Below are 17,728 nucleotides of genomic sequence, written 5' to 3' on the forward strand. Positions count from 1 at the left end.
CCAACTTCCAAGCCACGCAAACAATGAAACCAACCAATGGAAGTAATGAAAGAGAAAGAATAAAAAATGCAAAGCAGAAAAAGCTTGAAGATCTCACTCCTAGGGAGCGCATGGATATGGAAAAGTACTTGACCTGGTTTTACAAATTTTATCAGCAGAAAAAAGCCAACGGTGAAGAATTAGATTAGATATGGATTGGAATGTTGAGTACGGAAAATTAAAAGAAAGTTTGATCTCCAATTATAAGGAGAGATTTAATAGCATCAGAGAAAGTAATCCAAACTCCAGCGAGGATAGCTCATTTTTAAAATTATCCACTGAAATACAGAAAGAGATTGAGGGCTCCCTGTTGGGTGAAAAGACGAAAGAGGGTGGAAACAAATACATCTGCAAATTTAAGGTTGATCTATACGACGAATTCAAAAGAAGAAACCATGGGCAATTTAAACCTGGTTTTGAAATAGCTGGATTTATCTCTCAGGTTGAAGATATCCGGGACAGAAATAAAGAGCACTATAATAAATTAAAGGGAGACCATAGGGAGCAATATTACAATGATCCCGAGTTTCTTAATGCTAACCACCTGCAGATTTTCAGGCTCATGGCTAATGTTGAAATTCTCTGGAAAATTGTTTGGCGAGATACAGGGTTTGAAATATTATCTGATAACCAAGATAAGGGAGCAATCAATGAAACAGTTCCTTTATCTAAAAGCAATGGATCTCACAGTTTAATTCCAGAGGGAATTAGCAAAGAGGAAATTAGAGATTTTATTGAAAATGTGCTTGAAGATGTTGTTTATGCAGACAAAACAGTCGATAGTGGAAAGATTACCGGGGCGGTAGCGGCCCTTATCTCTGTAAAGGCCCTTAAAAAAGCAAAGAGGGAGCATGACTATTCTCCTTTCTTTAAAAAGGAATTTGGCTACAATATCTCTTGTAAGAGATTAAGGGTGCATAGGTACTTAAACCCAGAAACCAATCAAGTCTACTCTTATCAACAAAAGCCCGCCATTTTTAAACTTAAATGTATATCTATCATTCAAGAAAATGGACTTTTTGACCATGGTAAATAAGTCTACATAAGTCCATTTGAAAGGGTCTTAAAAGTTGTCATTCTTGTACAGTAATACTTAACAGGATGGCAGCAAAAAAAACCTATTTAATTTCATTCGAAGAGGAAGATTTTGAAGGTTTCATTTATCGATTGATAGATAAAGCCATAAAGAATAACTCATCACTTTTATCAAATAGAAATGATAAAAACAAAGAGGCTACTCGCGTCAACGGGTAGCCTCTTTATTTTTTAAACCTGCAGCGTATCACCGCTACATAAATTTTTAAAGTAGTATGGCAAATATACGTCAAAACACACAACTAAGGTTACATCGTGCTCACAAATTGCACGAAAACCACGCACAAGTGCCCGCATTCTGGCACGACCAAATTGAAATTATTCAATTGTATATTCTGACGATACGTAAGATGTATCCGCCTACGGCACGGCCAGCGTGGGCACGGGCACGATTACGTCAGCTATTCATATATCTGCATCATGCTAAATGCAAGTGCCAGGCACTTGAAGAAAGGAGGATGTCTGCGTGAACGCACAAACAAACTCCAACAAACAAGCGAGGCTTGAATTGGAATGCAGCATTATTGGTGCGATCCTACTGGAGAATACATATGGACGTATAGGCAAATACCTAACAGTCAAGAACTTCTCAACCAAAGAACATCAGGCCATTTGGCAGGCTTTTACTGATTTATGGCCAAACAAACCAGTCGATCTTCGAAGTGTACATCACCATCTGGTTGCTATGTACGGACAGCATCTCGCTTATCAGCTGGCTACTTGCACTACTCATGTAAATAGCTCCGCAAACCTGGAGTATCATGCGCTTTGTTTGGTCGAGCTTGACATCCAAACTAAAGTGCTACGTGCAATAGAGCGAACTAAGTGGCACCCAGCAGATAGCAGGATAAAGGATGCTGCGGCTGAAATCTGGTTTGGGATGGAGAGTACTTGCGATATACTAGGCACCCTTGAGGATGCTGCCAGTTATTTGTCAAAAATTGAACCGGATCATCCTATCACCAAACAAATTGTTGGATATAACCAAGCTGTAGCTGCCAAAGCCAATGAAATAAAGGCGAATTATCCAGCCAGACGACTGCTGACGGCTCTTGAGGGATTGGGCCTATCTGGCGACAGGATGCGACAAATTGCAATCCAACAAGCATCTGATCTTCTTATTACAATCATTAACAGCCCCACTACCTCACCTCAAGTGGTAGAGAATCTAGTATCCACATCTAAAGCATTATCAAAATGAACGAATTTGAAAAATTTCGAGAAAAGCTTCGAAAAAACGGCAATGGTGTTGCAACCAAATCCACCCAGGATCTTTTGGACGAAATATCCAAAAGAAAAAAAATACCCAATATATTTCCACTGGAAGTATTCCCTGAACCCATCAAACCATTCTTAGAATCATTAAGTCAAGGGTATGACTTGCCACGATCTTTTGTGGGGTTATGTATGCTTTCAGCCTATTCTACAGCTATCGGTACCAGCTATATAGTTACTACCAATGGTAAGGACGGATTTTATTTGCCAGTCTGGGCGTGCCTTGCAGGTATGTCCTCCAGCGGAAAAACATTGGTCTTTTCTAAGACATTTAAACCGCTCCTCAATATTCAATCTGAGATGGATAATGATTGGTCAAATCAAACTGCCGGGATGAGTGACAGTCAGATAAAGGACCAGCAGCTCAAAACAGTCGTTTACCGCGACGCTCACATTCCAACACTTGTCAGATATGTCATCCCCGACAACCCTAAAGGTGTTGTCAAATGGTCTGATGAACTACTTGAGTGGATAAACGGAATGAATCAACTAACAAAGAAAGAAGGCACTGATGAACAGTTTTGGATTAGTAGTTGGAACTGTACCCCTTATTCAGGTATTCGTGCCGGAAAAGCCAAATTCGTTCTACCCAGGCCTTTTGTAAATGTTATTGGAGGGGTGCAACATAAGATTCTACCTAAACTCTTTGCCAAAGATCGTGATAGTACCGGGTTCATCTTTCGTTTATTATTTGCCACCGCTGAAGAGGAAAAAATCGCCGATGCGGATCCCGAATTTGAAATCCCAGAGCAATGGGAAGAATTACACAAAGAGAGCCTTAATAGGCTATATAAGGACTTAGCAGTTGAAGATCATTCTGAAACCAAGAAATGTATTCTTTCTGGTGATGCAGTCAAGGTTTATAGGGTCTGGACCAATCATATGATTAATAGCATCAACAAAATGGAAGATTTAGATGAGAGGGAGTTAAATGCTGGGGTATTTGGAAAAATTAAAGAATACGCGCTTCGTTTTGCGGCCATTCTTCAGCTCGCTGAAAAGTCACTCGATCACAACTATGATGGCTATCATAGTTGGAGGGGTGAAATGAATGTAGATAGTTCAACCATGGAGCGGGCGCTCAAACTAGCCGACTATTTCTATAAATCAGCCTTGGAGACCTATGAGCGTGTGAACACCACTTTAGTTGCACCCCAAGAAGTGATTTATGCAGCTACTCTTATGAAAATGGGGAAACCGGCTCGAGAAATCGCTCAGTTTTTATGGAAGGATGACTCAGGAGCTGCAAAAGCAAGAATGAACAGGCAGCTAAAAAAGTGGATAGCGAATTACCCACGAGTCTTTAATTCAATTGCCAAATAAAAAACCATGTGTGTAACACTAAAACGATTAGAAGAAGCAATTAAAGTATTGATTATTAGACAATTGCAAGCAATAAAAGTGATACAAAAGTGTAACACTTGCTTTACTATACTCCTGATAATCAATGCATTAGATAATCAATATCGTAACATCAGTATGTATCGACGGTGTTACATGAATTTGTTACATCAACCAAAATTCATCTATCTGATTTACAGACACTTACATATAATAATGTATCACCTATGTATTAGTAAATCAAGGTGTAAACGATTGATTATCAATGATATAAATTACTAAAGAAGTTAATAAACCGATACACGATCAAACTAAATGATTATGGACCCACAAATTGAAAAAGTAGTAGACCAGGCACTTCGGATTGATGAACCTTTTAAGAGAACCACATTCCTACAGGCCTGTTGTGAAAAATTTCGTCTTGATGAAGAGGAAGTAATCAAGGCAATGAACGTAAAGCTAATCCAAAGAAGAAATCAGAACTGATTTAATCATCTGTCTTGAATGGCTTGCCCATCATATCGATCAAAAGCAAAATACTCCAGGCGGATCTTGGTGTTAAAACCGTTCGATCCGCTAAGAGGAAGCTATTGGATCTTGGGGTAAAGATTCAAGGTGAATTTGTGCTGAAGGATGAAGTAAAAGAAGCCTTTCTAAGATTATCAAATGATAAAAAGCAGAAATCGGTATCATATTTGAAAGGTTCTTCATTTGAGGATTTATCTGATTAGGTTTAAATTGAAGTAGCCATGAAAAAACCACCCAAAGGAATCGGTCTTTACATACGCACCCTTCGCTCTGGTGAAAAAAAGTATGAAAGCCGCCTGTGGAATCCATATCTACAGCGAATAGGTAAAAAGAAGATATGGCAAGAAACCAATTTAAATGACGTACTTAAGCTTCATGCTGAATTCAGAAAAGAGTATGAGGCAAATAACTTTGAGATTGATAGCGCTCCAAAGGATAAACCGAAATACCCAGAATTAATCCTTGAGTGTGCTGCTCTGTTTGAAAAATATCTCCACGATGATCCATCGGTAGTTTACGCGCACAAAGCAAAGGATTTATCCAGGCGCTACACTCATGATACAATCAATTACGTTAGAACCTTTCTTGAATGTCTTAAAGAAAACGAATATCGTCTCTCCCATACTCACGTTAACAAGGTGAACCATGAAACGGCCGCACTCTTCTATGAACTCCTGGAACAGCGGTTTGCTGATGGCGAAATAGGACCTGCTAGTTACAATCATCATGTTAAAGCAGTTCACTATTGGATAAAAACTTTGATCAGAGAATTTGGATATGATTTGGAGAACCCTTTTGATGGATTTAAACGCAAGAAAAAACAAGAGGACCCTCAATTCCTGGAAATACATGAACTGCATGATTTATTGGACAAGATTACCCCGGAGAATGGAGTGAGTGAAAAGGGAAAAAAGAAAAAGGAAACAGTCAATTATTACCGTGACTGGCTCAAACAGTATTTCATACTAAGTGCATTTATTGGTGGTCGTCCCTCCGAGGTTGCACGCCTAACATGGAATGACGTGGGTGAAGATTACATTACCCTCACCACCAAAAAAGGGGGTGGTTCAAAAAGCTACGTTTACATACACCCCGAACTAGCCACCGCCCTTGCTCCTATGCGTGTTAATTCCTCATCAGACAATGAATACGTGCTTCAACCGGAGTGGACTAACCGTAATTCATTGATCACCTTTGTCTCAAAAGCATTTACCCACTTCTTTCAATTGACCAAAATCAGGAAGAAGGTCACATTTTATAACCTCCGACACACATACATCAATACCCTCTACAATGTGATTGGAGAGTCGGCCCTATCGGTGCACCACAAAAAAGACACGGCGGTTAAGCACTATTTAAGTAAGAAAAAGAAGCTGGAATTGCAAGAAGGGAAAATGCTTTTTGATGGTTTAATGGAAGGATACTTCTAATGAGGTAAGCCACGCCCTACCCACGTCATAGCGCCACGCATGGACACCAAACTATACCACGCAACTATACCACGCATATAAAAAAAGGCACTCACAATTCGTAAGTGCCTGATTTTCAAAGAGCCCCCAGTCGGATTCGAACCAACGACCTACTGATTACAAGTCAGTTGCTCTGGCCAGCTGAGCTATGGAGGCAATATTAGTTTTTGACAACCCTCTCTTTTGAGGCGTTCAAAACGGTTTGCAAAAATAGCCGAGTGTTGCTATTTCGCAAACCTATTTTTCAATTTTGTGCAGAAATTGCTGCGAGTTGAGATTTTAAATCTTCAAGCTCATCTTTTGCCTTATCTATCTTCTCCTGCATATCAGCTTTTAGCTTATCTGCAGTGGCAGAGTCAGCAAAGAATTCCATGTTGGTGTTCCAAGTTGCAATGTCATTCTCGATACTGGAAATCTTCCGTTTAATGGAGTGCTCTTTCCTGTGAAGCTTACGATCTCCACCCGGTGTATTCTTTAAACGCCCCATATGGATGTGATTCCTCAAATCCTGCCGGTCATCTTCATGAATTGACTCATTTGATAGAATCTTTTCCTTCACTTCGTCAAAGCGATTTCGGATCTTCTTAATGGTATTTTTAGGGACGAAACCAATCGAAGTATAATTATCAACTAAATCGTACAGACTGTCTAAATCCGGATCTTCCTTTGTGCCTTCAGACTCAAGTTGATTACATACTTTCAGCTTCAATTGTAGATTCTCCTCGTATGCTTTGAATTGCTCCTGATTTTGCTCTCTCCTACGATTAAAGAAGTGATCACACGCAGCTTTAAATTTCTTATACGTCTCATTCCTAACCTTTTCAGGAACAGGACCAACATCCTTCCAGACAGTTTGCAAGTGTTTCAACTTATCGGAAGTCGAATTCCAATCGTCACTGTCCTTGAGTGCCTCTGCCTTCTCAATCAGTTCCTGCTTCTTCTGAAGGTTTTCCTCCCGTTTGGACTCCAGCTCTTTGAAAAACTGATTCTTATTCGCAAAGAATCCTTTGAAGGAGCCCCAAAAAGCTTTATTCGTCTCTTTGGCCTTTTCTCTCGGAACACCACCTATTGCTTCCCACTTTTTCTGAATTTCCAGAATATCCTTAGTCTTACTATTCCACTCGGTGATTCGATCTGAATTGAATTTAGTGAATTCCCCTACTTCTTTGATCAGTTCCTGCTTTTTCACCAGATTCTTTTCAAATTCCTCCTTCAGATACTCAAAGTGTTCTTTTCTCTTTGCATAAATGGCATCCGAAGCTGCTTTAAACCTTTGCCAAAGTGGCTCCTGGTTTTCTTTCGGAACGGGACCGATGTGTTTGTATTCGTCGTGAAGGTCGTTCAGTTGAATGATTGCAGTTTTTAAATCATCCATTTCAGCTAATGCCTCCGCCTTCTCACAAAGCTCTTCTTTAAGCTTCATATTCTTTTTCCGATCCAGGTCTTTAAGTTCGAAATAGATACTTCGATTGTCATAGTATCTGTCAAGAAGTGCATTGTAATTTGCCCAGAGGGTTTTGTTCATTGCTCCCGGAACCGGGCCTACCTTTTTCCACTCAGACTGTAACTCACGAACAGCGTTAATGCTTTCAGCAGATTCTTCACCATCTACAATGTCACGAAGCTGCTCAAGGATACGCTCTTTCTTTTTAAGATTATCCTCCTTCTGATTTTCAAGATCCTTATAATGTTTATTTCGCTTGGCTTTTAACTGACCATAGAGTGTAGTGAATTCTTTGTCCAGTTCATCTCCATGGTATTCAAAGGCATCTGCCTCATTTCCATCAGTGACAAACTTTTGTAGTGCCTCATTCTTAGAAACTTCATATAGCTCATCAAATCGTGGCTTGATGGCTTTGAGTACCCGATCAAGTGATCGGATATTATCTTCGTTTTTGATTTCACGGATTTTAGCAACCAGCTCCTCCTTGTCCGCATGCTCAAAATCCAATTCTTCCTCCTCGTCTTCGTTATCATCTTCATCATCGGAATCATGATCCTCATCAGATTCAGTTGCTGAAGCCTCTTCCTTTTCCTCCTCTTTAGGCTTCTCTTCTTCTCTCTTCTCCTCAGCTTTTACCTCTTCCTGTGGCTGCTCTTCTTTTACTTCTTCCTGAGGTTGCTCAGCCGCTACATCACCGTCCGTTTTTTCCTCCTCTACTTCAGGTTGATTTTCGTTTCGTAATTCAGCTTGATTCTGAACTTCCTCAGGCGTTTCGTTTTTAGTTTCTTCTGAAACGTCCTGCAATTTCTCGTTATCCATTATTGGAACCAGTTACTATTTCTCTTAAGACACAAAGCTAACCAAATACCCTAATTCAACCGGGGATCTTTTGGATAGTTGGACATAAGACGGAATTTTCCGCCCATGGTTTGTAGACACGCTTTCCATAGGTCTTGGTTGTCCCAGTCAAAAATCATTTCCGGGGTGGTGTTTTTCAGTACTATCCAGGACTTGGCTTTTAGCTCGTCCATAAGCTGTCCTGCTGCCCACCCTGAGTAACCTATGAAAAAACGAATATCGTCAGTAGAAATGGCTCGGGTATTCATCATTTCAGTGAGCTTATTGAAGTCTCCACCCCAATATATCCCTTTAATGACCTCACGAGAGGATTCGACTAATTCAGGCTCACGATGAATAAAATGAAGAGTATCCTTCTCCACCGGTCCGCCAAGAAATACCTTTCCAGGATAACTGGCCACTTCGTCCATCAGCTCGCTCAAAGCAATATTTGCCGATTTATTTAATACAAAACCAAACGTTCCATTCTCATCATGTTCACATAAAAATATAACCGTGCGATCAAAATTTGGATCCGGGAGGTATGGCTCTGAAATGAGCAGGTCACCCCTCTGGGGTTCGATGATTTTATCTGATGAAAAGTAATCCATTAGTGTAAAGCGGGTCTTATGGGAAGCTCATCCAGTATCACTCCCTCCTTTTGTTTCATTTCCTCCAATCTATCGTAAACATAACCCTCCTCAAAATAATTAAGTGCCATTCTTACAAACACTTCCCCATGGCGAGCCTCAGACGCCCACAAACGATGATAAAACTGTTTTAACTCTCCTTCCCCCAATGCTTCATACACCCAACGAAAACGCTCTGCTCCACGCGTTTCAACCAGAGAAGCCAATAGCAGTCGGTCCATAAAGCGCTCCTCTCTCCCATCTCTGCAAATCTTTAAGAGCTTTTGGATGTATATATCTTTAGGTATCTCATGGTTTAATTGGATTCCCCTCTTTTCCATGATTTCGTACACATCTCTAAAATGCTCCAGCTCTTCTACTGATGTTTCAATCAGTTCCGGAATGATTTCGGTTCTATTGGGATACTTTGCCACCAGGCTAAGGGCCATTCCCGAAGCTTTACGTTCACAATCGGCATGATCCTGCAGGAAGGCGTCAAAATCATTCATCACTGCATCCACCCACTCTTTTTTTGAGTCCACTGTCAAGTCAATTCTAAACTTCATCGCTTTTTGATTTTAACCTTTTTACCTTCGCTATACTTGAATGCCAAAAGTAAAAGGAATAGGGAATATGAGAGAGGATATCGCATCATTACGAAATGAATATACACGTGAAAAACTGGATGAATCATCCATAGATATTAACCCCTTCAACCAATTTGACAAGTGGTTCACGGAGGCAGTAGCATCTGAGATTCTGGAACCCAATGCAATGATCGTAAGCACGGTGAGCAAAGACGGCATGCCCTCCCAACGCACAGTTCTTCTCAAGGACGCCAACAAAGAAGGCTATACTTTTTATACGAACTATGATAGCAGGAAGGGTCGTGAACTGGCAGACAATCCCAATATCAGTATGCTATTCCCATGGTATGAACTGGAACGGCAGGTGATCATTACCGGTCAGGCACAAAAAGTGTCACGAGAGATATCAGCGAAATATTTTCATTCCCGACCAAGAGAAAGTCAACTCGGTGCGTGGGCCTCTCAACAAAGTAATGAAATCACAGATCGGTCTGTTTTGGAGGAAAAGCTCAAAATGCTTGAGGAACGTTTCCTGAATAAAGAAGTGCCGCTTCCTGAAAATTGGGGTGGGTATTTAGTTATCCCAAAAACGTTTGAGTTTTGGCAAGGCAGATCCAGTCGACTGCACGACCGGATTTTCTACCAGGACGAAATGGAAGGAACTTGGAAAATTAGTCGTCTTTCACCCTGATGTCAACCTACCTTGAGCGGTATGCATGGCCGCACGAATGCTTCCCTGATTACCAACCACCAAAAGATCTGTCTTTGATTGTGGTTATACCGTGTTTCAAAGAACCTGATTTAATTGGAGCACTGGACTCACTTGGTGATTGTAAATATCCTCCCGGAAAATTGCTGGTCATTGTCGTTCTCAACGAGTCTGAAAAGGCCAATAAAGAAGTTCGTATGGCAAATGAACAGACCATGCGACAACTTCAGGCATTCCAATGTGATTTCCCACTATTGGTAACACAAAAGAAACTGCCGGATAAAAAGGCGGGGGTCGGCCTGGCCAGAAAGATTGGAATGGATGAGGCAGTCCGACTATATAAAAAAGCACAAAAAGACGGTCCCATTATCTGCTACGATGCAGATTGCCGCTGCGACACCAACTATCTCGAGGAAATAGAAAAAGCGTATAAAAACGCCGACATGCAATCCGGCATTGTCTTTTATGAGCACAACCTACACAGGGAAAATCATCAGGCAATCGTCGACTATGAACTTTACCTTCGATACTACATCGATGCGCTACGCTACACTGGTTTTCCTTATGCGCACCAAACGTTAGGCTCCTGTATTACTGTTCGATCTTCCATGTATGAAAAGGTTGGTGGTATGAACACCCGTAAAGCTGGGGAAGATTTTTATTTTCTAAACAAAACCATTCCACATGGAGGCTTTGCAGAGATAAACAGCACCACTATTCGCCCTTCTGATCGGATCTCAGATCGAGTCCCTTTTGGAACCGGAAAAGCAGTTTATGAAATCATTAACGATCAAGATAAATATCAAGTCTACCACCCCAACACCTTCGAAGACCTGAAGCTTTTCTTTGATAAGGTTGATGACTTTTGGAATGAGGAAAACTGGAAGCTCCCCATGACTATCAAGACATTTTTGGGAGAGGATTGGGACACGCAAATAAGAGATTTGAAAAAGCAGGTCAACTCACAGAAACAGTTTGTCAAACGATTCTTTCATTGGTTTGATGCGTTTAAGATTTTGAAGTATGTCCACTTTTGTCGTGATGAGTTTTACCAGAATGTAGAGCTGGAAGAAGCACTGGGATGGCTCAGACAAAAGCATTATTTCCTGAAAGGCACGAAAGAGTCCTTATTAATTCAACTGAGGTATTTGGATAGGGAAACAAAATTCTAAATCATACTAGGTCAAATAAACTCTTGACCCCTAGAAAATGCTTAACCTTAAAGCCTTCCGCATACTCCACTCCTATCCGTTGACCCCACTCTCTTGAACGTGATTCCAGCATTGACATAAAACCCTTTGAGCTAATGAACGTCTCTGGCTCTTTGCTGTTTGGGTCATAAAATTGAGATCCAAATGCCTGAATGGCGGCCCTTCGTTCCTCCATAACCTCAGAAACATCCACAAGAATATCTGGTTCGTGCGAAGTACTTTGAATAGAGAAGTACAGTTTTTCCGGCCTGTAAGCCTCTTGCTTCTCCCCTTCCCATTCTGTTTCGACAGCTTTAAGACCTGCGATAAAACAAGCTGTTTCTACCAACTGTGACCCACGTGTGTGATCCGGATGACGATCATAGATTGAATTTGTGATAACAATTAGAGGCTGAAAGCGTCTTATTTGTTCAGCTACTCTCATCTGGTTTTCTTTATTATTTTCAAAGAAACCATCCGCTAACCCCAGGTTTTCCCTAATAGAAAGCTTAAGGATTTCAGCTGCATTTTCTGCCTCTTTAGCTCTTACTTCAGGTGTTCCCCTAGTTCCTAGTTCCCCCCTGGTCAGGTCTAAAATACCCGTTTTATATCCTTGCTTTTGATGGGCCAACAATGTTCCACCAAAGGAAAGTTCTACATCGTCAGGGTGAGCCACTATGGCAAGTATGTCAAGTTTCATTTTTCAATCGGTTTATCCGTATGCGGCAAAGAAACACCATTCGTATAATAATGGTTTTCTACCCATAAGAATTTCATATCTTCATTGTCCATTTTATTTAAACCTAAAGTAAATAACCTATGCAAAAACGTGACAGCTTGTTCAGGTCTGTCTGTTTGCTTTTGCTAATTGGAGTAATACCTCTGATTGGCTTGGCACAAGACAGTGACCTGAAGCCTGTGACCAATAAGTACGCGATTAAGAACGCTACGATTGTTCAGGCACCTGGAAAAACCATTCAGAATGGTACCATACTGATTGAAAACGGAATCATCAAAGCAGTAGGGTCAAGTGTTTCTATCCCGGCAGATGCCTGGATTGTAGATGCTGACTCGATGTTTGTGTATGCCGGATTCATTAGTGGGTTATCCAATATCGGTGTTGATAAACCGAAAGAGGAAGAACAAAATGATGATCGAAGGCTTACTGGTAATCCTTCTTATGAAAGAGCGGGAATTACTCCTGGCAATTCGGCAAGAGAGATGCTTAAGTCTGATGAGAAATCAATGGAGGATTTTAGAAAACTTGGATTCACTGCTTCTCATAGTGTACCTCATGATGGCATGCTTCCCGGAACAGGATCAATCATTCTTCTGGGAGGGAAAGATAGTGAAAGTATGGTCGTAAAAGATCAAACCTCTATGTTTTCCCAGCTCTCAGGTGCTGATGGAGTATACCCTAATACGGTCATTGGCGTGATGGCCAAGTATCGTGACTTATACCGAAAAGCCAGTCAGGCCCGGGATTATGAAAGTAAATACAATAGCGATCCAAATGGCATGGAAAGGCCGGCAACAGATGCGACACTGCAGGCGCTTTATCCAGTGGTATCCAAGCAAATGACAGTAGCCTTTAAGGCAGAAAGCGTCAAAGACATTATGCGTGTGATTGCCCTGCAGCGAGATCTAGGTTTCAAAATGATGTTTGGTGAAATAAAGCAAGGATGGGATGCTATCCCGGCCATTAAATCAACCGGGGCACCTGTCTTTCTCTCTTTAGATCTCCCTGAGTGGAAAGAAGAAGAGAAAAAGGAAGAAGAGAAGGATGAGGAGAAAGAGAAAGAAGAGAAAACACCTACTCCCGAAGAACTGGAAGAAAAGGCCTTAAAGGAAAGGCAAAACGCTATGATTAAGAACTATTATACCCAAACTGGCAAATTCCAAAGCAATGGGGTTAAGTTCGGTTTTTCTACCATGGAGGTAAAATCCAAGGACTTAAAAACCAACTTGTTGAAAATCATAGAAAATGGATTATCGCAGGATCAGGCTCTTGCTGCGCTCACAACTGAACCGGCCAGTATACTTGGTGTTTCGAATCTCATGGGAACCATCGAAACAGGAAAAATGGCAAACCTAGTTGTATCTGACACTGCTTATTTTACCAAAGATGCCAATGTCAGATACGTATTTGTAGATGGTATCAAGTATGAATATGAAGCAAAGAAGAAAAAGAAAAAGAGTGGTGGTGAAGCAGTAAATCCTTCCGGTTCATGGAATTATACCACGGAGACACCTCAGGGTAACGGCAGTGGTGTGATTAAGATTGAAGGAAATCCGGGCGACTACAGTGGAACAATCACTGTCAGCTTTAACGGAAGCACCAACGATATTGAAAACCTCGTGGTTGATGGTAATAATGTCACGTTCTCTTTCAAGATAAATATGGGTGAAGAAGTCACGGTAGATATCAGCATGAATATCGATGGTGATACGTTCGAAGGAACCTTATCTGTAGCTGCTTTTGGTAGCTTTCCTATGGAAGGATCTAAAGAACCTGAAAAATAAGATTAGACATGAAGAAATTACAAATCATAATAACATTACTCCTTGCTGTCACCATATCTATGGCACAGCAGAAGGGAAGTGTGCTAATCAAAAACGGGACGGTTCTAACCGTCACCAATGGCACACTTGAAAATACAGACGTCCTGATCAGGGATGGAAAAATCTCAAGTATAGGACAAGGACTGAGTGCCCCGGGTGGGACCAAAGTCATTGATGCAGACGGCATGTTCGTCATGCCTGGAATCATAGATGCACATTCACACCTTGCATTGGATGCAGTTAATGAAGCAACAAATCCTGTTACTGCAGAAGTATGGGTTGGAGATGCGTTGGACCCGCTGGATGTCGGTATCTACCAGGCACTAGCCGGAGGGGTTACTGCAGCTCACTCCATGCACGGATCAGCAAATGCCATTGGTGGAGAGTGTGAAACGGTGAAATTCAGATATGGTGAAATCGACCCGGATAAAATGCGAATGGCAGGTGCCCCAAGAACAATCAAGTTTGCACTCGGCGAAAACCCCACACGTGTACATGGTGGTGGAAATGGAATTCTCCCTCGTACACGAATGGGTGTAGAACATGTGATCCGAAGTTCCTTTCAGGAAGCAAAGGAATACATGGAGGCATGGAATGAATACAACAGAAATAAGAACAATAAGCGGTTCAAAGGAAAAGCTCCACAGTATGACCTGAGATTGGAAACGCTGGCTGATATTCTGAAAGGGAACATCATCATTCACTGTCACTCGTATCGTGCTGATGAGATCTACATGCTGATGCAGGTATGTAAAGATTTCGGAGTGGACAAGCTGGTATTTCAGCATGTAAATGAAGGGTTTAAAGTAGCACCTGAACTTGCTAAGTTTGGAGCGGGAGCTTCAGTATTTGCTGACTGGTGGGCATATAAATTTGAAGTGTATTACAGCACAGCTTACAATGCAGCCATTCTTACAAAAAATGGTGTTACCACTTCGATCAACTCAGACTCTGGAGAGCTTATTCGTCACTTATATCATGAGGCAGCCAAGTCGCAAAAGTATGGTGGCCTTACTGACGATGAAGCCCTATCATTGATTACGATTAATCCGGCAAAGCAACTAGGAATTGATGGCCGTGTAGGCTCACTTGAGGAAGGTAAAGAAGGAGATGTGGCGATATTCAAGAATCACCCGCTTTCTATTTATGCAATCCCAATGGTTACCATTGTTGATGGTATTGTTCGATTCGATCGAGAGAATGACCCAGCTGACATGCGCATCTATCCTGACCCTGAGGAGAAGATAGATGTAACTCTTTGGGAAGCTGAAGATCATGATCGATGCATGCAGAACACGGAATTTTTATTCAATCTGAAATAAAAAATCATGAAGACATTTAAATATACATTCACATTGTTTCTGCTCATGATGGCATGTCTGGCATTTGCCCAGATTCCAAGTGCCGAGACAGGGACCTTTGCACTAACAAATGCAAAAATTGAAACCATAACCAATGGAACCATTGAAAATGGGACATTGGTAATTGCCGATGGAAAGATAACGGACGTAGGAACCAGTGTTTCTATCCCTCAAGGTGTAAAAACCATAGATTGTACGGGGATGACAATCTACCCGGGTATGATAGATGGTGGTACACAGATCGGTTTGGTAGAAGTGAGCTCGGATCCACGAACCAGAGATAATAACGAGATTGGTGATGTGATCCCACATATTCAAGCGTTGACTGCTGTCAATCCGAGTTCAGTAATCCATCCGGTAACACGAGTAAATGGGGTGACAACTGCGTTGACTATGCCTTCAGGAGGGCTATTCCCGGGAACTGCTGCACTTATCAATTTGCATGGCTATACGCCAGATCAGATGTATGCAGGCTTTAAAGGGGTGGTGCTCAACTTCCCTGCAACAGGAAGGAGAGGAAGATGGGATCGCAGATCAGATGAAGACATCAAGAAGGCAGCTGAAAAAGAACTTAAGCAACTCAATGATGTTTGGGCTAAAGCGGTTCAATACCATAAGATAGATTCAGCATCCGGAGGGAAGGATCAACCTTACTACCCGGAGATGGAAGCAATGCTTCCTGTTGTAAGAGGTGAAATGAAATTGCTGGTTAATGTTAATTCTGCAAATGATATCAAATCAGCACTTGAATGGATTGATAAGAAAGGAGCAGATGCTATTCTTTGTGGAGCAGCGGAAGGATGGAGAGTGGCGAAAGAAATTGCAGAGGCAGGAGTCCCTGTGATTACAGGTCCGGTTCTCAGCAACCCAACTCGTGACTATGATCGATATGATCGTCCCTATGCGAATGCCGGAATTATGCAAAAAGCCGGAGTAAAGGTAGCTATCAGAACAAATGAGGTAGAAAACACCAGAAATCTTCCATATCATGCGGGATTTGCTGCTACCTATGGTATGGGCAAAGAAGAAGCATTAAAGGCTGTTACGCTTGTGCCGGCTGAAATCTTTGGTGTTGCTGATAAATATGGCTCTCTTGAAAAAGGAAAAATGGCCAACTTATTTGTTACGACTGGTGATCCATTCGAAACCAAAACACAGGTGAAGTATGTTTTTATTGACGGATGGAATATCCCGATGGTAAGCAGGCACACTCAGCTTTATGAGGAGTACCTCAACAGAGCTCCGGGAGTGGAGAAATAAAAGTTATATTTGACTGAATGACTAAAGGCATCTCCAAAGGGATGCCTTTTTTGTTAGAACGTCATTAATTTAGAAACATGGCTAAATCAGAAAAGAAATATAATCTAGGAATTGCGTTAGGTGGTGGAGGTGCGAGAGGGTTTGCACATTTAGGAGTCCTGCAGGCTTTGAACGAAAAAGGCATTAAGCCAGATGTTATTTCAGGTGTGAGTGCGGGAGCCATAGCAGGTGCATTTATTGCATCTGGCCACTCACCAAGAGAAGCATTTGATATCATAAAGGAATATCGGTTTACAGCCATTTCCGAATTAAATATTCCTAAAACAGGTCTGCTGAGTTCTGCAAAAATGAAATCGAGAATGCTCAAAAAAATACCTGTAAACAAATTGGAAGACCTTGAAATCCCATTGATTATCTGTGTGAGTAACATGTTGGATGGTAAACCTGAATATCTAACAGAAGGTCCACTTGCAGATATCATTCAGGCATCTGCGTCGATTCCTGTTCTTTTTAGTCCCGTAGAATTACATGGTAAATTATATTCAGATGGAGGTATTTTTGATAATGTCCCAATAAAACCATTAAAGAAACATTGCGAAAAAGTAATCGGTGTAAGTATTAGTCCAATTCAGGAAATAAAGGAGTTGACGAACTTAATACAAGTCGCTACCCGTATGTTTCAACTTGCTGTAAATCCAAGCAATGGAGAATTAAAGGGCATGTGTGATGTATACATAGAACCTCCTGAGCTGGTCAATTATGATATCATGGACACCAAACATGCTCAGCAAATCTTTGATATTGGATATGATCACGTAATGAAAATGGATATAGATTTATAATATGAGCACTCCTATTATTATTTCCAATCTAGCTCTTGGCCCATTGCTATTGATCCTAAGTTTGATCTTCAAAGCATATCCACCAAAAAACAGAAACTGGCTTTATGGTTATCGGACCACAAAATCTATGAAGTCCCAAGAAACGTGGGATGCCTCAAATAAGTATTCAGTAGACTTAATGATCTGGATTGCTGTCATAACGATCATCTGCCAAGTGGTGACCTATCTGTTATTTGAACCTGCTATAGCTCTTCTTATTTCATGTTCTGTCATGTGCATCTTACTGGTCGGTATAATCGTGATTGTCGAGAAGCATTTGAAGGAAAACTTTGATAGCGAAGGAAACCCTAAAGGTTAGACCTATTGTTCTATAGAGATTGCATCAAACACCTCAACATCGCCTTCTGCTATTTCACATCGAACCCGAATCGGATTACAACAAACTTCGCAATCCTCCACGTAATCTTGCTTTTGAACTGAAGGATCAAGAAGCATACTGATCTCTGCTCCGCAATAGGGACACATAAAATAGTATTCAATCATATCATTAGATATTAATG

General features: G+C 41.2%; 20 protein-coding genes and 1 tRNA gene. 15 read left to right on the forward strand and 6 right to left on the reverse strand.

Features of this window, described 5'->3' with window-relative positions; all coding sequences use genetic code 11:
* Window positions 1-23: 23 nt before the first annotated feature.
* The 8 genes from ACOQON_RS09750 to ACOQON_RS09785 all read left to right on the forward strand — a co-directional run bounded on the left by ACOQON_RS09750 (window position 24) and on the right by ACOQON_RS09785 (window position 5,708).
* Entirely contained in the window at window positions 24-188 is a 165-nt protein-coding gene (locus tag ACOQON_RS09750) for a hypothetical protein (protein ID WP_420575254.1), read from the forward strand.
* A 2-nt stretch (window positions 189-190) separates the two neighbouring features.
* The gene (locus ACOQON_RS09755; RefSeq protein ID WP_420575255.1) at window positions 191-1,075 is read left to right on the forward strand and encodes a hypothetical protein; all 885 of its coding nucleotides are present in this window, start codon (window positions 191-193) and stop codon (window positions 1,073-1,075) included.
* Window positions 1,076-1,140: 65 nt separating this feature from the next.
* Entirely contained in the window at window positions 1,141-1,293 is a 153-nt protein-coding gene (locus ACOQON_RS09760) for a hypothetical protein (RefSeq protein WP_420575256.1), read from the forward strand.
* 307 nt (window positions 1,294-1,600) lie between these two features.
* Complete coding sequence (locus ACOQON_RS09765) at window positions 1,601-2,335, forward strand: DnaB-like helicase N-terminal domain-containing protein (RefSeq protein ID WP_420575257.1); 735 nt, start codon at window positions 1,601-1,603, stop codon at window positions 2,333-2,335.
* Window positions 2,332-3,732: a DUF3987 domain-containing protein gene (locus tag ACOQON_RS09770; RefSeq protein ID WP_420575258.1), complete on the forward strand. Its 1,401-nt coding sequence runs from the start codon at window positions 2,332-2,334 to the stop codon at window positions 3,730-3,732. Before ACOQON_RS09765 ends, ACOQON_RS09770 begins: the two co-directional genes overlap by 4 nt.
* Before the next feature lie 339 nt (window positions 3,733-4,071).
* Window positions 4,072-4,236, forward strand: a complete 165-nt coding sequence (locus tag ACOQON_RS09775) for a hypothetical protein (protein ID WP_420575259.1) — start codon at window positions 4,072-4,074, stop codon at window positions 4,234-4,236.
* A 23-nt stretch (window positions 4,237-4,259) separates the two neighbouring features.
* Window positions 4,260-4,481: a hypothetical protein gene (locus tag ACOQON_RS09780; protein ID WP_420575260.1), complete on the forward strand. Its 222-nt coding sequence runs from the start codon at window positions 4,260-4,262 to the stop codon at window positions 4,479-4,481.
* Between the two features lie 18 nt (window positions 4,482-4,499).
* Complete coding sequence (locus ACOQON_RS09785) at window positions 4,500-5,708, forward strand: tyrosine-type recombinase/integrase (protein WP_420575261.1); 1,209 nt, start codon at window positions 4,500-4,502, stop codon at window positions 5,706-5,708.
* A gap of 121 nt (window positions 5,709-5,829) precedes the next feature.
* Here ACOQON_RS09785 and ACOQON_RS09790 read toward each other — a convergent pair.
* From ACOQON_RS09790 to ACOQON_RS09805, 4 genes are all read right to left on the reverse strand, one after another.
* A tRNA-Thr gene (locus ACOQON_RS09790) sits at window positions 5,830-5,903 on the reverse strand.
* Between the two features lie 88 nt (window positions 5,904-5,991).
* Window positions 5,992-8,010, reverse strand: coding sequence for a DUF349 domain-containing protein (locus ACOQON_RS09795; protein WP_420575262.1), 2,019 nt, complete (start codon window positions 8,008-8,010; stop codon window positions 5,992-5,994).
* A gap of 50 nt (window positions 8,011-8,060) precedes the next feature.
* Window positions 8,061-8,639 carry a YqgE/AlgH family protein gene (locus tag ACOQON_RS09800; RefSeq protein ID WP_420575263.1) on the reverse strand — a complete coding sequence of 193 codons (579 nt, stop codon included), beginning with the start codon at window positions 8,637-8,639 and terminating at the stop codon, window positions 8,061-8,063.
* The gene (locus ACOQON_RS09805; RefSeq protein ID WP_420575264.1) at window positions 8,639-9,223 is read right to left on the reverse strand and encodes a tRNA-(ms[2]io[6]A)-hydroxylase; all 585 of its coding nucleotides are present in this window, start codon (window positions 9,221-9,223) and stop codon (window positions 8,639-8,641) included. Before ACOQON_RS09805 ends, ACOQON_RS09800 begins: the two co-directional genes overlap by 1 nt.
* 40 nt (window positions 9,224-9,263) lie before the next feature.
* On the opposite strand from ACOQON_RS09805, the gene pdxH reads away from it, so the two are divergent.
* Together pdxH and ACOQON_RS09815 are read left to right on the forward strand one after the other, a co-directional pair.
* Entirely contained in the window at window positions 9,264-9,935 is a 672-nt protein-coding gene (gene pdxH, locus ACOQON_RS09810; protein ID WP_420575265.1) for a pyridoxamine 5'-phosphate oxidase, read from the forward strand.
* Window positions 9,935-11,125 (forward strand): glycosyltransferase, encoded by a 1,191-nt coding sequence (locus ACOQON_RS09815; RefSeq protein WP_420575266.1) that lies wholly within the window; start codon window positions 9,935-9,937, stop codon window positions 11,123-11,125. Before pdxH ends, ACOQON_RS09815 begins: the two co-directional genes overlap by 1 nt.
* Before the next feature lies 1 nt (window position 11,126).
* On the opposite strand, the gene bshB1 is transcribed toward ACOQON_RS09815, so the two are convergent.
* Window positions 11,127-11,843, reverse strand: coding sequence for a bacillithiol biosynthesis deacetylase BshB1 (gene bshB1, locus ACOQON_RS09820; RefSeq protein ID WP_420575267.1), 717 nt, complete (start codon window positions 11,841-11,843; stop codon window positions 11,127-11,129).
* A 119-nt stretch (window positions 11,844-11,962) separates the two neighbouring features.
* Between bshB1 and ACOQON_RS09825 the strand changes: the two genes are divergently transcribed.
* The 5 genes from ACOQON_RS09825 to ACOQON_RS09845 all read left to right on the forward strand — a co-directional run bounded on the left by ACOQON_RS09825 (window position 11,963) and on the right by ACOQON_RS09845 (window position 17,526).
* The gene (locus ACOQON_RS09825) at window positions 11,963-13,666 is read left to right on the forward strand and encodes an amidohydrolase family protein (RefSeq protein WP_420575268.1); all 1,704 of its coding nucleotides are present in this window, start codon (window positions 11,963-11,965) and stop codon (window positions 13,664-13,666) included.
* A gap of 8 nt (window positions 13,667-13,674) precedes the next feature.
* Complete coding sequence (locus ACOQON_RS09830) at window positions 13,675-15,027, forward strand: amidohydrolase family protein (RefSeq protein WP_420575269.1); 1,353 nt, start codon at window positions 13,675-13,677, stop codon at window positions 15,025-15,027.
* Between the two features lie 6 nt (window positions 15,028-15,033).
* Entirely contained in the window at window positions 15,034-16,326 is a 1,293-nt protein-coding gene (locus ACOQON_RS09835; protein WP_420575270.1) for an amidohydrolase family protein, read from the forward strand.
* Window positions 16,327-16,403: 77 nt separating this feature from the next.
* A complete protein-coding gene (locus ACOQON_RS09840) occupies window positions 16,404-17,168 on the forward strand; it encodes a patatin-like phospholipase family protein (protein WP_420575271.1) in 765 nt (254 codons plus the stop codon).
* A gap of 1 nt (window position 17,169) precedes the next feature.
* Window positions 17,170-17,526: an SdpI family protein gene (locus tag ACOQON_RS09845; RefSeq protein ID WP_420575272.1), complete on the forward strand. Its 357-nt coding sequence runs from the start codon at window positions 17,170-17,172 to the stop codon at window positions 17,524-17,526.
* Window positions 17,527-17,528: 2 nt separating this feature from the next.
* On the opposite strand, the gene ACOQON_RS09850 is transcribed toward ACOQON_RS09845, so the two are convergent.
* Window positions 17,529-17,711 (reverse strand): CPXCG motif-containing cysteine-rich protein, encoded by a 183-nt coding sequence (locus tag ACOQON_RS09850; protein ID WP_420575273.1) that lies wholly within the window; start codon window positions 17,709-17,711, stop codon window positions 17,529-17,531.
* Window positions 17,712-17,728 lie beyond the last annotated feature (17 nt).

This window comes from Ekhidna sp. (assembly GCF_965221965.1).
GTDB lineage: Bacteria > Bacteroidota > Bacteroidia > Cytophagales > Cyclobacteriaceae > Ekhidna.

Excerpts from the sequence above, each read along its gene's own strand:
- ACOQON_RS09840 (WP_420575271.1), top strand. The coding sequence starts at position 16,404 with ATGGCTAAATCAGAAAAGAAATATAATCTAGGAATTGCGTTAGGTGGT.
- ACOQON_RS09760 (WP_420575256.1), top strand. The coding sequence starts at position 1,141 with ATGGCAGCAAAAAAAACCTATTTAATTTCATTCGAAGAGGAAGATTTT.
- ACOQON_RS09825 (WP_420575268.1), top strand. The coding sequence starts at position 11,963 with ATGCAAAAACGTGACAGCTTGTTCAGGTCTGTCTGTTTGCTTTTGCTA.
- ACOQON_RS09750 (WP_420575254.1), top strand. The coding sequence starts at position 24 with ATGAAACCAACCAATGGAAGTAATGAAAGAGAAAGAATAAAAAATGCA.
- ACOQON_RS09815 (WP_420575266.1), top strand. The coding sequence starts at position 9,935 with ATGTCAACCTACCTTGAGCGGTATGCATGGCCGCACGAATGCTTCCCT.
- ACOQON_RS09835 (WP_420575270.1), top strand. The coding sequence starts at position 15,034 with ATGAAGACATTTAAATATACATTCACATTGTTTCTGCTCATGATGGCA.
- bshB1 (WP_420575267.1), bottom strand. The coding sequence starts at position 11,843 with ATGAAACTTGACATACTTGCCATAGTGGCTCACCCTGACGATGTAGAA.
- pdxH (WP_420575265.1), top strand. The coding sequence starts at position 9,264 with ATGCCAAAAGTAAAAGGAATAGGGAATATGAGAGAGGATATCGCATCA.
- ACOQON_RS09755 (WP_420575255.1), top strand. The coding sequence starts at position 191 with ATGGATTGGAATGTTGAGTACGGAAAATTAAAAGAAAGTTTGATCTCC.
- ACOQON_RS09775 (WP_420575259.1), top strand. The coding sequence starts at position 4,072 with ATGGACCCACAAATTGAAAAAGTAGTAGACCAGGCACTTCGGATTGAT.
- ACOQON_RS09850 (WP_420575273.1), bottom strand. The coding sequence starts at position 17,711 with ATGATTGAATACTATTTTATGTGTCCCTATTGCGGAGCAGAGATCAGT.
- ACOQON_RS09800 (WP_420575263.1), bottom strand. The coding sequence starts at position 8,639 with ATGGATTACTTTTCATCAGATAAAATCATCGAACCCCAGAGGGGTGAC.
- ACOQON_RS09795 (WP_420575262.1), bottom strand. The coding sequence starts at position 8,010 with ATGGATAACGAGAAATTGCAGGACGTTTCAGAAGAAACTAAAAACGAA.
- ACOQON_RS09845 (WP_420575272.1), top strand. The coding sequence starts at position 17,170 with ATGAGCACTCCTATTATTATTTCCAATCTAGCTCTTGGCCCATTGCTA.
- ACOQON_RS09770 (WP_420575258.1), top strand. The coding sequence starts at position 2,332 with ATGAACGAATTTGAAAAATTTCGAGAAAAGCTTCGAAAAAACGGCAAT.
- ACOQON_RS09785 (WP_420575261.1), top strand. The coding sequence starts at position 4,500 with ATGAAAAAACCACCCAAAGGAATCGGTCTTTACATACGCACCCTTCGC.
- ACOQON_RS09805 (WP_420575264.1), bottom strand. The coding sequence starts at position 9,223 with ATGAAGTTTAGAATTGACTTGACAGTGGACTCAAAAAAAGAGTGGGTG.
- ACOQON_RS09830 (WP_420575269.1), top strand. The coding sequence starts at position 13,675 with ATGAAGAAATTACAAATCATAATAACATTACTCCTTGCTGTCACCATA.